An 11,749-nucleotide genomic window follows, 5' to 3' on the forward strand; every position below is an offset into this window, starting at 1 on the left:
CTGGCGTCGCGCGGGTGCACTGACGGGCGCTCGCCGGTGTGGACAATGGCTGCATGAAGCCCACCGTCATCAGTGCCGATGCGATGTTCGAGGATTTCCGCGCCTCCCTGCGCTGGGAGTGGCTGGCGGGACTCGGCGCCTCGGAGCGGCAGTTCGACCCAGAGGTCATCAGCAATGCCCGTTCGGCCGCCGACCTGGTCGGCTACCTGAACTACATCCATCCCTACCGCGTGCAGATCATGGGCGCGCGTGAGGTGGCCTACCTCACGCGCGGCACGCCCGAGGACTGCGCCCGGCGCGTGGCCCGCATCGTCACGCTGGAGCCGCCCATGCTGGTGCTGGCCGATGGCCAGGCCGCGCCGGACGAACTGCTGTCCATCTGCGAGCGGGCACAGCTGCCGCTGTTCTCCACGCGCGAATCCTCGGCCTTCGTCATCGACGTGCTGCGTGCCTACCTGTCCAAGCACTTTGCCGAGCGCACCTCGATGCACGGCGTGTTCATGGACATCCTGGGCATGGGCGTGATGATCACCGGTGAGTCGGGCCTGGGCAAAAGCGAGCTGGGCCTGGAACTGATCTCGCGCGGCAACGGCTTGGTGGCGGACGACGCGGTGGACCTGTTCCGCATCAATCAGGCCACCATCGAAGGCCGCTGCCCCGACCTGCTGCAGAACCTGCTGGAGGTGCGCGGCATCGGCCTGCTGGACATCAAGGCCATCTTCGGCGAGACGGCCGTGCGCCGGAAGATGCGCCTGAAGCTCATCGTGCACTTGGTGCGACGCGACTCCTTCGAGCGCGACTACGAACGCATGCCGGCCGAGCCCCTCACGCAAGATGTGCTGGGCGTGCCGATCCGCAAGGTGGTCATCCAGGTGGTCGCTGGCCGCAACATCGCCGTGCTGGTCGAGGCCGCGGTGCGCAACTCCATCCTGCAACTGCGGGGCATCGACACCTATGCCGATTTCGTGGCGCGCCACCACAAGGCGATGGAAAGCGGCGCCGACTGAGGCCTACCGATTCCTGCAGTCGTTGCACACGCCATAGAGCGACATGGCGTGGTCCTGCAGCTCCCAGCCCTTGTCCTTGGCGATCATCTGCTGGCGGCGCTCGATCTCGGCGTCATAGAACTCCTCGACCTTGCCGCAGACGGTACACACCAGGTGATCGTGATGCGTGCCCTCGTTGAGTTCGTAGACCGCCTTGCCGCTTTCGAAGTGGCTGCGCTCCAGGATGCCGGCCTGCTCGAACTGGGTCAGCACGCGGTACACGGTGGCCAGACCGATGTCCGAGCGCTCGTTCAGCAGCACGCGGAACACGTCTTCGGCCGTCATGTGGCGCTGACCGCCGGTCTGGAAGATCTCCAGGATCTTCAGACGGGGAAGGGTGGCTTTGAGGCCGGTGCTCTTGAGTTCTTCGATGTTGCCCATGGTGGATTCCGGCGTTGGCGCCGCGGTTGGCATGCCCGCGCCGCCTGTGGGTCGGAGCCGCCCTGGCAGAGGCCGGCCGCTACAATCGTCGGATCATATCGCCACGCTTTTTCCCCATGCCTGGACAACTTCTCCGCCCGAGCGGCTTTCGTCTGGCGGCCGTCCTGCTGGTCGGCGTCGGCATCGCCGGCTGCAGCAGCACCAGCGAGCGCATGCGCGGCGCTCTCACGGCGATCACGCCCTACAAGGTCGAAGTGGTGCAGGGCAACTTCGTCTCCAAGGAGCAGGTGGACGCCCTCAAGACCGGCATGTCGCGCCAGCAGGTGCGCGAGATCCTCGGCACGCCGCTGCTCGCCGATGTCTTTCACGCCGACCGCTGGGACTACGTCTTCACCATCCGTCGCCAGGGCGTCGAGCCCCAGCAGCGCCGCCTGACGGTGTTCTTCAACGGCGACACGCTGGCGCGTTTCCAGGGCGACACCATGCCCTCCGAAGAGGAATTCGTCGCCACGCTCGACACCCGCAAGCGCAGCGGCAAGGTGCCCGAGCTGCAGGCCTCGGAAGACGACCTCAAGAAATTCAAACCGGCCGTGTCCGCGTCGCCCACGCAGGACCTGCCGCGCAGCACCCAGCCGCTGCCGCCGAGCTACCCGCCGCTCGAAACCCGCTGAGCCTTCTCCTCAGGCCGCCGGTCGCCGCCGTCGCAACGCGGCCGGCCCGGCGGCCTTTCTCGTTGACGCCTCTTTGCACCGAAAGCGAACGCGCATGACCGCCGCTCCCGCCGCCTCCTCTTCGTCTTCCGCCGCGCACCGCATCGCCGTCGCGGGTGCCTCCGGCCGCATGGGCCACATGCTGATCGAGGCGGTGCGCGGCGCGGACGACTGCCAACTGGCCGGTGCCCTCGACCGCGAGGGCAGCCCCACGCTGGGCGGCGATGCGGGTGCCTTCCTGGGCTTCGCCTCGGGCGTGGCCGTGACGGCCGACCTGCGGGCCGGCCTCGCCGGTGCGCAGGTGCTGATCGACTTCACCCGGCCCGAGGGCACCATGGCCCACCTCGCCGTCTGCCGCGAGCTGGGCGTGCAGGCCGTGATCGGCACCACCGGCTTCAGCGACGCGCAGAAGGCCGAGATCGCCGAGATCGCCAAGGACATTGCGATCGTCATGGCGCCCAACATGAGCGTCGGCGTCAACGTCACCTTCAAGCTGCTGGAGATGGCGGCCAAGGCGCTGTCCACTGGCTACGACATCGAGGTCATCGAGGCCCACCACCGCCACAAGGTGGACGCGCCGTCGGGCACTGCGCTCAAGATGGGCGAGGTGATCGCCGACGCGCTGGGCCGCGACCTGAACGAATGCGCCGTCTACGGCCGCGAAGGCGTGACCGGCGAGCGCGACCCCTCCACCATTGGCTTCGCCACCATCCGCGGCGGCGACATCGTGGGCGACCACACGGTGCTGTTTGCCGGCACCGGCGAGCGCATCGAGATCTCGCACAAGTCCAGCAGCCGAGCCGGCTATGCGCAGGGCAGCCTGCGCGCCGTGCGCTTCCTGGCCGGCAAGAAGAACGGCCTCTTCGACATGTTCGACGTGCTCGGTCTGCGCTGAGCACGCAATTCCCTCACCGCGACCGCGCGAGCAGACGATGGGCGCTCTTTCGCTGCTGGACCAGGCCGACGCCGTCGGCCGCGGCGTCGCGCTGCTGCTGCTGCTGATGTCGGTGGCCAGCTGGGTCACGCTGCTGTGGAAGGCCTGGACGCTGCGCGGCGGGGCCGGCCGGCTGGCCCGCGCGGTGGCGCTCTTCTGGCAGGCGCCGGACGTGGGCGAGGGTGTGGCTCGCTTGGCCGGACTCGACCCGCGCCGCCATGTGCTGCCGCTGGCGCAGGCGGTGCAGTCGGTGCCCGCACGCACCCTGCCCGACACGCTCCAGGCCCTGGGCCAGCCGCAGGCGCCGCTCACCCGCGCATTGCGCGATGCGCTGCAGGCCGTGCTGCGCCAGCTGCAGGCGGGGCAGATCCTGCTGGCCACCATCGGTGCCACCGCTCCCTTCGTCGGCCTGCTGGGCACCGTGTGGGGCATCCATGGCGCGCTGGTCAGCATCGCGGGCCAGGCGGGCGGCTTCACCATCGACAAGGTGGCCGGCCCGGTGGGTGAGGCGCTGATCATGACCGCCTTCGGCCTGGCCGTGGCCCTGCCCGCCGTGGCGGCCTACAACGTCTTCGGTCGCATCATCGGCCACATGGAGGCCGAGCTCGAAGGCTTCGCGCACGACCTGCTGGCCGTGTTCGCGCCCGAGCCGGCGACGGCGCCGCTACCGCCCGCGCGGCCGATGCCCGTGACGGCCTGAGCGCCATCCTGCCGCCACTTGCTGCAGCCGACGCGCCCCTTTCCAATCAGTCCGCACGACCCCGCACCATGGCCTTCGGCCGCAGCACCGACCGCCTGAGCCCGCGCACCGGCCCTCCCGCGCGGCCGATGGCCGACATCAACGTCACGCCGCTGGTGGACGTGATGCTGGTGCTGCTGGTGATCTTCATCGTGACGGCGCCGCTGATGGCGAGTTCGATCCGGCTCGACCTGCCCGCCGCCGGTGCCGCCGCGCCCGTGGAGCAGCCGCGCACCATCAGCGTGGCACTGGATGCGCAGGGCCGCCTGTTCGTCGACGACCAGCCCGTGGCCGACACCCAGGCCCTGGCACAGCGCCTGCGCACGGCCGCCGCGGGCGTGCCGGACATCGAACTGCAGCTGCGCGCCGACCGCAGCCGCCCCTATGGCGAGATCGTCACGCTGATGGACGCCGCGCGCGAGGCGGGCATCCAGCGCATCGGCTTCGTGGCCGAGCCGGGGGCGAGTCCGATGCCCGCCATTGCGCCCCGCTGAACGCGGGCGCGGCGCCCGTCCTCAGCCCGCCTTGCCCAGCACCACCGGCTTGGTGCGCCAGATGTCGTGCGCGTACTCGGCGATGGTGCGGTCCGACGAGAACGCGCCCATGCCCGCCACGTTGAGGATGGCCTTGCGCGCCCAGGCGTCGGCGTCGCGGTAGAGCGCGTCCACCTCGGCCTGCTTGGCCACATAGGCCGCGTAGTCGGCCAGCAGCAGGTAGTGGTCGCCCCAGTTCACCAGCGTGTCGAACAGGCCCTGGTAGCGGCCCGGCTCGCCGGGCGAGAAGGCGCCCGACTGGATCGCGTCCAGCGTGCGCTTGAGCTCGGCATCGCCTTCGTAGAACTCGCGTGGCCGGTAGCCCTTGGCACGGATCTCGGCCACCTGCGGCGTGGTGTTGCCGAAGATGAAGATGTTGTCGTCGCCGACGTTCTCCTTCATCTCCACGTTGGCGCCGTCCAGGGTGCCGATGGTCAGTGCGCCGTTGATGCCGAACTTCATGTTGCCGGTGCCCGAGGCCTCGGTGCCGGCGGTGGAGATCTGCTCCGACAGGTCGGCCGCCGGCATGATGATCTCGGCCAGGCTCACCGAGTAGTTGGGCAGGAACACCACCTTCAGCAGCTTGCCCACGCGCTCGTCGGCGTTGACCACCGCGGCCACGTCGTTGATGAGCCGGATCACCTGCTTGGCCGTGAAGTAGGCCGAGGCCGCCTTGCCCGCGAAGATCACGACGCGCGGCACGTGATGGCCATGCGGATCGTCCAGGATGCGGTGGTAGCGCGTGATGACGTGCAGCACGTTCAGCAGCTGGCGCTTGTATTCGTGGATGCGCTTGACCTGCACGTCGAACATGGCGTCGGTGTCCACCACCACGCCCATGTGCTGCTCGATCCAGTTGGCCAGGCGCAGCTTGTTCTCGCGCTTGGCATGGCGGAAGGCGCGCACGAAGGTGGGCTGCTCGGCCATGGGCTTGAGCGCCTCCAGCTGCGACAGGTCTCGCCGCCAGCCGCGGCCGATGCGCTTGTCCAGCAGCGCGGCCAGCGGCGGGTTGGCCTGCGCCAGCCAGCGCCGCGGCGTGACGCCGTTGGTCTTGTTGTTGAAGCGATCGGGGAAGAGCCGCGCGAAGTCCGCGAAGATCGACTGCTTCATCAGCTCCGAATGCAGGGCCGACACGCCGTTGACCGAATGGCTGGCCAGCACCGCCAGGTAGGCCATGCGCACGCGGCGTTCGCCCGATTCGTCCACCAGCGACAGGCGGCGCATCAGGTCGGTGTCCTGGCCCACCTCGGCGGCCACCTCGCCCAGGAAACGGGCGTTGATGTCGAAGATGATCTGCAGGTGGCGCGGCAGCACGCGGCCGAGCATCTCCACCGGCCAGGTCTCCAGCGCTTCGTGCATCAGCGTGTGGTTGGTGTAGCTGAACACCTTCTGCGTCTGGGCCCAGGCTTCGTCCCAGCCGACGTTGTACTCGTCCACCAGCAGGCGCATCAGCTCGGGCACGGCCAGCACCGGGTGCGTGTCGTTCAGGTGGATGCTGACCTTCTCGTGCAGTTGGTCGAAGCCGGTGTGCGTGCGCAGGTAGCGGCGCACCAGATCCTGCACGCTGGCGCTGCAGAAGAAGTATTCCTGGTGCAGGCGCAGCTCCTTGCCCGAGAGCGTGGAGTCGTCCGGGTAGAGCACGCGCGACACGTTCTCGGAGTGGTTCTTGGTCTCCACCGCCTCGAAGTAGTTGCCGCGGTTGAAGGCCGAGAGGTCGATCTCTTCGGTCGCGCGGGCGGACCACAGGCGCAGCGTGTTGGTGGCCTGCGTGCCGTAGCCCGGGATGATGGTGTCGTAGGCGATGGCCAGCACGTCGTGGGTGCCGACCCACTTGGCGGCGCCGTAGGCCTGGCGGCCTTCCACATGGCCGCCGAAGCGCACCCGGTACTTGACCTCGGGGCGCTGGAATTCCCACGGGTTGCCGCGCGTGAGCCAGTAGTCGGGCGTCTCCACCTGCTGGCCGTCGATGATGCGCTGGCGGAACATGCCGTATTCGTAGCGGATGCCGTAGCCCATGCCGGGCACGCCCAGCGTGGCCATCGAATCCAGGAAGCAGGCCGCCAGCCGGCCCAGGCCACCGTTGCCCAGGGCCGCATCGGGTTCGCGCTCGGCCAGGGCGCTGACGTCGATGTCGAAGTCGGCCAGCGCGGCCTTGACGGTATCGAACAGGTCGACCGCCAGCAGCGCGTTGGTGAAGGTGCGGCCGATGAGGAATTCCATCGACAGGTAGTACACGCGCTTGACGTCCTGCGCATAGCTGGCGCGGGTGGTGGCCATCCAGCGCTCGACCAGCTGGTCGCGCACAGCCAGGGCGGTGGCGGCAAGCCAGTCGTCCTGGCTGGCGGCCACCGGGTCCTTGCCGACGGCGTACATGAGCTTGGTCGCCACGGAGCGCTTGAAGGCGGCAACGTCACGATCGGGGTGGTCGTATTCGAAGTCGGCGGGAGTCATGGCGTTCTTGGAGGTTCTCGTGGAATGGAAGGGGCCTGGCGCCGAAGGTTCCCCAGCATTTAATGGGCCAGGGCCTCCTGGTAGACCGTCAGATAGTGCTCAGCGGCGGTGCCCCAGTCGGCCGGGCGACGCATTGCGGTGGCGCGCACGCGGCGCCAGTCGGCGGGTCGCGCATACAGGGCGAAGGCGCGGCGCAGGGCGCGGGCGAAGGCGTCGCCCTCGAAGCGTTCGAAGACGAAGCCCGTGGCCGTGCCCTCGGCCATGTTCTCGAGCGCACAGTCCACCACCGTGTCTGCCAGGCCGCCCACGCGGTGCACCAGCGGCAGCGCGCCGTAGCGCAGGCCGTACATCTGCGTCAGGCCGCAGGGCTCGAAGCGCGAGGGCACCATCACCACATCGGCGCCGCCGAACAGGCGGTGGGCCAGCGGTTCGTCGTAGCCGATGCGGGCGGCGATGCGCTTGGGCTGCGCGGCGGCATGGTCGCGGAAGGCCTGCTCCATCCAGGCATCGCCGCTGCCCAGCACGGCCAGCTGGCCGCCCTGTTCGAGCAGGGCGTCGATGCCGCCCAGCACCAGGTGCAGGCCCTTCTGCTCGGTCAGTCGGCTGACGACGATGAACAGCGGTGCACGCTCGTCCACCGCCAGGCCCAGCTCGTGCTGCAGCGCCGCCTTGCACCGGGTCTTGCCCGCCATGCGCCGGCCCTCGGGCATGGAAAAGCGCTGCGCCAGGTGGGTGTCGGTGGCGGGGCTCCAGACCGTCTCGTCGACCGCATTGAGGATGCCGTGCAGCGCACCGCTGCGCGCACGCAGCAGGCCGTCGAGGCCGAAGCCCTGCTCGGGCGTCTGGATCTCCTGGGCGTAGGTCGGGCTGACGGTGGTGATGCGGTCGGCGTAGTACAGCCCCGCCTTCATGAACGAGACATCGCCGTGGTATTCCAGCCCTTCGACCTGGAAGGCCTCGGGCGGCAGGCCCAGTTCGGCAAAGGCCCAGCCGCCGAACTGGCCCTGGTAGGCCAGGTTGTGGATGGTGAAGACACTGCGCACGTCCGCACCCTGGCCGCGCTGGCGGGCGAAGGCCAGGTAGGCCGGCGCCAGGCCGGCGTGCCAGTCGTGCGCATGCAGCAGCTCGGGGCGCCACAGCGGGTCCAACCCTTGGGCCAGCAGCGATGCGGCCCAGCCCAGCATCGCGAAGCGGCGATGGTTGTCGCCATAGGGCTGCTTGCCAGGGCCTTCGTACGGGTTGCCAGGCCGGTCGTAGAGGCCCGGCGAATCGATCAGGTAGGTGGGCAGCAGCCGGCCGGCACCGCCGTCGATGTAGCCGAAGCGCAGCAGGGCCGGCTCGCCCCAGGGCGCGTGGAAGGTTGCCACCGGCCGGGCATCGGCCACGCCGGCGGCGATGGCCGGAAAGGCGGGCAGCAGCACGCGGGCATCGGCACCGGCGGCGGCCAGGGCCAGCGGCAGAGCGCCCGTCACGTCCGCGAGGCCACCGGTCTTGAGCAGCGGGAAGAGTTCCGCGCTGACTTGCAGGATGCGCATCAGGCCGTGCCAGCCTTTGCGGGGCTGGGCAGATTGGGGGCCGGCTGCTGCAGGCCCAGGCGGCGCAGCATCTCGCGCGTGATCAGCACCACGCCCTCGGCGGTGCGCTCGAAGCGCTCGGCGTCGGCCACCGGATCCTCGCCCACGATCAGCCCGTCGGGCAGCACGCAGGCCCGGTCGATCACCACCTTGCGCAGCTTGCAGCCGCGGCCGATGGTCACATCGGGCAGGATCACCGCCTCCTGGATGTTGCAGAACGAATGCACCCGCACGCCGGAGAACAGCACCGAGTCGCGCACGCCCGAGCCCGAGACGATGCATCCGCCGGACACGATGATGTTGACGGCCTGCCCCGGGTTGCCGTCCCGGTCGGGCACGAACTTGGCCGGCGGCAGCTGGCGCTGGTAGGTCCAGATCGGCCAGTCCTCGTCGTAGATGTCCAGCTCGGGGGTGATGGACGCCAGATCGAGGTTGGCGGACCAGAAGGCGTCGATGGTGCCCACGTCGCGCCAGTAGGGCACCACGTCCTTGGTGCGGCTGACGCAGGACATGCCGAAAGGATGCGCCAGCGCCCGGCCCTCGGCCACGGCCCGCGGAATGATGTTCTTGCCGAAGTCGTGCTCGGATTCGGGGTTCTCGGCATCCTCTTCGAGCAGGCGGTAGAGGTACTCGGCATCGAAGACGTAGATGCCCATGCTGGCCAGCGCCACGTCGGGCTTGCCCGGCATCGGCGGCGGGTCGGCGGGCTTCTCGATGAAGGCCGTGACCCGTCGCGCCTCGTCCACTGCCATCACACCGAAGGCCGTGGCTTCCTGGCGCGGCACCTCGATGCACCCGACGGTGCAGCCACCGCCATTGGCCACGTGGTCGCGCAGCATGAGGGAGTAGTCCATCTTGTAGATGTGGTCGCCGGCCAGCACCACCACGTAGTCGTGCCGGTGCGAGCGCGAGCGGATGATGTCCGCGTTCTGGTAGACCGCATCGGCCGTGCCGCGGTACCAGTGGTCCTCGCTCACGCGCTGCTGGGCGGGCAGCACCTCGACCATCTCGCCGAACTCGGCGCGCAGGAAGCTCCAGCCGCTTTGCAGGTGGCGCATGAGCGAATGGGACTTGTACTGCGTGACCACCGCCACGCGGCGGATGCCGGAGTTGATGCAGTTGGACAGCGCGAAATCGATGATGCGGAACTTGCCGCCGAAGAAGACGGCCGGCTTGGCGCGGCGGTCGGTCAGTTGCTTGAGCCGTGAGCCCCGGCCGCCGGCCAGGACCAGGGCGATGCTTCGGCGCACCAGCTGATGGGTTTCGAGGGAATGGTCCATCCCGTGAGTCTCCTGTGGGGTCGGTGTCGGTCTTTTGGAAGGCAAAGGCAGCAGTCGTCAGGCGGGCCCGGCCAGCCAGAGCGTGCCGCACGGCAGCGTCTCGTGGGCCGACAGGCGCCGCGGTGTAGTGGATGTCTCGTCGTCTGTGGCCAGGTGCAGGTGCCAGTCGCCGGAAGGAAGCACGAAGGGTGCCGGAGCCTCCCCGGCGTTGATCAGCAGCAGCCAGTCGCCGTCGCGGGCCTCGCCCTCGAAGCGCACGGCCATGGCATGGGCGTGGCCACGCTCCCAGTCGGCCGGCTCCATCGCGCGGCCCTCGGGCGACAGCCAGCGCAGGCGGGGCTCGCCCGCGGCCGGCTCGGCCGACCACCAGCGCCCGCGCCGCAGCGGCGCGGCCCGGCGGCGCAGCGCCGTGAGACGGGCGGTGAAGTCCACCAGCGCGGCGTCGGCGCGGGTCCAGTCGATCCAGGTGGTCGTGTTGTCCTGGCAGTAGGCGTTGTTGTTGCCGCCCTGGCTGTGGCCCAGCTCGTCGCCGGCCAGCAGCATGGGCGTGCCCTGGGCGCACATCAGCGCCGCCATCAGGGTGCGCGCGAGGCGCCGGCGGCGGGCCAGCACGGCCGCATCGTCGGTGTCGCCTTCCACGCCCTGGTTGTGGCTCAGGTTGTGGGCATGGCCGTCGCGACCCTGCTCGCCGTTGGCCAGGTTGTGGCGCTCGTTGTAACTCAGCAGGTCGCGCAGGTTGAAGCCGTCGTGCGCGGTGATGAAGTTGACGCTGGCCGTGGGCGCCCGACCGTCGTGGCGGAACTCGCCGCTGGAGCCGGCGAGCCGGTGGGCGAACTCGCCACGCCCCACGGCGCGGTGCAGCCAGAAGGCGCGCTGCGTGTCGCGGAAGCGGTCGTTCCACTCCAGCCAGCCGGGCGGGAAGGCGCCCAGCTGGTAGCCGCCGGGGCCGATGTCCCAGGGCTCGGCGATGAGCAGCGCCTGAGACAGCACCGGGTCCTGCAGGCAGGCGGCCAGGAAGGGCGCGCGGGCGTCGAAGCCGCCGCCCACGCCGCGGCCCAGCATGGGCCCCAGGTCGAAGCGGAAGCCGTCCACGCCCAGCTCGGTCACCCAGTGGCGCAGGGCGTCCATGGCCAGCTGCACCACGCGCGGCTCGGAGAAGTCCAGGCAGTTGCCGCAGCCGCTCCAGTTCTCGTAGAAGGCCGGATCGTCGGCGCGCAGACGGTAGTAGAGGGCGTTGTCGATGCCGCGCAGCGAGAGCGTGGGGCCCAGCTCGTCGGTCTCGGCGCTGTGGTTGAACACCACGTCGATCACCAGCTCCATGCCGCGCGCATGCACCGCCTCGGCAAGGGCGCGGAACTCGGCCAAGGGACTGCCGCCTTCGCTGGCGTAGCGCGCCTCGGGCGCGAACCAGCCGATGGGGCTGTAGCCCCAGTAATTGGCGAGGCCCAGCTTCTGCAGGCGCTCTTCGTCGGCGCGGTGCTGCACGGGCATCAGGCTCAGCGTGGTCACGCCCAGGCGCTGCAGATGGTCGAGCACCGCCGGCTCGGCCAGGCCGGCATAGCGGCCGCGGTGCTCCGGCGGCACCGCCGGATGGAGCATGGTGTGGCCTTTGGGATGCAGCTCGTAGAGCACGCGGTCGGTGGCCGCGATGCGCGGCCGCGCCACGGCCAGCGGCGGCAGCGGGGCGGTCACCCGGGCCTTGAGCGCGACGGCGGCGTTGTCGCGCGGGTCGCGCTGCTCGGGCTGGTCGGGGACGTGGCCCAGGAACAGGTCTTCGCCGCGGTACTGGCCGACCACCTCGCGGGCATAGGGGTCGAGCAGCAGCTTGGCCGGGTTGAAGCGATGGCCTTCGTGTGGCGCCCAGGGGCCATGCACGCGCCAGCCGTAGACCAGCCCTGCGCGCGCCGCCGGCAGCAGGCCATGCCAGACGCCGTCGGTGCAATGCGTGAGCGCCAGGCGCTGCTGCTCCTGCCGACCCGTGGCGTCGAAGAGGCACAGCTCCACCGCCTCGGCCCGCGGTGCGACGAGGGCGAAGTTGACACCACCGCCGGGCAGGAGCGTGGCGCCGAGGGGAAAGGGACGGCCTTCAGCCAGCATGTGG

10 protein-coding genes are annotated in these 11,749 nt (G+C 69.9%); 5 read left to right on the forward strand and 5 right to left on the reverse strand.

Annotated features, from left to right (window positions below; translation table 11 throughout):
* Positions 1 to 53 precede the first annotated feature (53 nt).
* Complete coding sequence (gene hprK / locus BXA03_RS06765) at positions 54 to 1,007, forward strand: HPr(Ser) kinase/phosphatase (RefSeq protein WP_076505368.1); 954 nt, start codon at positions 54 to 56, stop codon at positions 1,005 to 1,007.
* A gap of 3 nt (positions 1,008 to 1,010) precedes the next feature.
* Here the strand turns inward: hprK and fur are convergent, their stop codons facing one another.
* Positions 1,011 to 1,427, reverse strand: a complete 417-nt coding sequence (fur, locus tag BXA03_RS06770; protein WP_076505370.1) for a ferric iron uptake transcriptional regulator — start codon at positions 1,425 to 1,427, stop codon at positions 1,011 to 1,013.
* 116 nt (positions 1,428 to 1,543) lie between these two features.
* Here fur and BXA03_RS06775 point away from each other — a divergent pair, with 116 nt between their 5' ends.
* The 4 genes from BXA03_RS06775 (at position 1,544) to BXA03_RS06790 (ending at position 4,304) form a co-directional block, all read left to right on the forward strand.
* Positions 1,544 to 2,098, forward strand: a complete 555-nt coding sequence (locus tag BXA03_RS06775) for an outer membrane protein assembly factor BamE (protein ID WP_076505372.1) — start codon at positions 1,544 to 1,546, stop codon at positions 2,096 to 2,098.
* A 94-nt stretch (positions 2,099 to 2,192) separates the two neighbouring features.
* Positions 2,193 to 3,032: a 4-hydroxy-tetrahydrodipicolinate reductase gene (dapB, locus tag BXA03_RS06780; protein ID WP_076505374.1), complete on the forward strand. Its 840-nt coding sequence runs from the start codon at positions 2,193 to 2,195 to the stop codon at positions 3,030 to 3,032.
* 37 nt (positions 3,033 to 3,069) lie between these two features.
* Complete coding sequence (locus BXA03_RS06785) at positions 3,070 to 3,771, forward strand: MotA/TolQ/ExbB proton channel family protein (protein WP_076505376.1); 702 nt, start codon at positions 3,070 to 3,072, stop codon at positions 3,769 to 3,771.
* Positions 3,772 to 3,839: 68 nt separating this feature from the next.
* Positions 3,840 to 4,304 (forward strand): ExbD/TolR family protein, encoded by a 465-nt coding sequence (locus BXA03_RS06790; protein ID WP_076505378.1) that lies wholly within the window; start codon positions 3,840 to 3,842, stop codon positions 4,302 to 4,304.
* A gap of 21 nt (positions 4,305 to 4,325) precedes the next feature.
* Here the strand turns inward: BXA03_RS06790 and BXA03_RS06795 are convergent, their stop codons facing one another.
* The 4 genes from BXA03_RS06795 to glgX are packed head-to-tail and all read right to left on the reverse strand — an operon-like array spanning position 4,326 to position 11,745.
* Positions 4,326 to 6,794, reverse strand: coding sequence for a glycogen/starch/alpha-glucan phosphorylase (locus BXA03_RS06795; RefSeq protein WP_076505380.1), 2,469 nt, complete (start codon positions 6,792 to 6,794; stop codon positions 4,326 to 4,328).
* Between the two features lie 59 nt (positions 6,795 to 6,853).
* Positions 6,854 to 8,329: a glycogen synthase GlgA gene (gene glgA / locus BXA03_RS06800; protein WP_076505382.1), complete on the reverse strand. Its 1,476-nt coding sequence runs from the start codon at positions 8,327 to 8,329 to the stop codon at positions 6,854 to 6,856.
* Positions 8,329 to 9,648: a glucose-1-phosphate adenylyltransferase gene (glgC, locus tag BXA03_RS06805; RefSeq protein WP_076505385.1), complete on the reverse strand. Its 1,320-nt coding sequence runs from the start codon at positions 9,646 to 9,648 to the stop codon at positions 8,329 to 8,331. Before glgC ends, glgA begins: the two co-directional genes overlap by 1 nt.
* 57 nt (positions 9,649 to 9,705) lie before the next feature.
* On the reverse strand, positions 9,706 to 11,745 hold the full coding sequence (gene glgX / locus BXA03_RS06810) for a glycogen debranching protein GlgX (RefSeq protein ID WP_076505388.1): 2,040 nt from the start codon (positions 11,743 to 11,745) through the stop codon (positions 9,706 to 9,708).
* Between the last annotated feature and the right edge of the window lie 4 nt (positions 11,746 to 11,749).

The organism is Pseudacidovorax sp. RU35E, from assembly GCF_900156165.1.
GTDB lineage: Bacteria > Pseudomonadota > Gammaproteobacteria > Burkholderiales > Burkholderiaceae_C > Xenophilus.

Excerpts from the sequence above, each read along its gene's own strand:
- fur (WP_076505370.1), bottom strand. The coding sequence starts at position 1,427 with ATGGGCAACATCGAAGAACTCAAGAGCACCGGCCTCAAAGCCACCCTT.
- BXA03_RS06795 (WP_076505380.1), bottom strand. The coding sequence starts at position 6,794 with ATGACTCCCGCCGACTTCGAATACGACCACCCCGATCGTGACGTTGCC.
- BXA03_RS06785 (WP_076505376.1), top strand. The coding sequence starts at position 3,070 with ATGGGCGCTCTTTCGCTGCTGGACCAGGCCGACGCCGTCGGCCGCGGC.
- BXA03_RS06790 (WP_076505378.1), top strand. The coding sequence starts at position 3,840 with ATGGCCTTCGGCCGCAGCACCGACCGCCTGAGCCCGCGCACCGGCCCT.
- glgX (WP_076505388.1), bottom strand. The coding sequence starts at position 11,745 with ATGCTGGCTGAAGGCCGTCCCTTTCCCCTCGGCGCCACGCTCCTGCCC.
- hprK (WP_076505368.1), top strand. The coding sequence starts at position 54 with ATGAAGCCCACCGTCATCAGTGCCGATGCGATGTTCGAGGATTTCCGC.
- dapB (WP_076505374.1), top strand. The coding sequence starts at position 2,193 with ATGACCGCCGCTCCCGCCGCCTCCTCTTCGTCTTCCGCCGCGCACCGC.
- BXA03_RS06775 (WP_076505372.1), top strand. The coding sequence starts at position 1,544 with ATGCCTGGACAACTTCTCCGCCCGAGCGGCTTTCGTCTGGCGGCCGTC.
- glgC (WP_076505385.1), bottom strand. The coding sequence starts at position 9,648 with ATGGACCATTCCCTCGAAACCCATCAGCTGGTGCGCCGAAGCATCGCC.
- glgA (WP_076505382.1), bottom strand. The coding sequence starts at position 8,329 with ATGCGCATCCTGCAAGTCAGCGCGGAACTCTTCCCGCTGCTCAAGACC.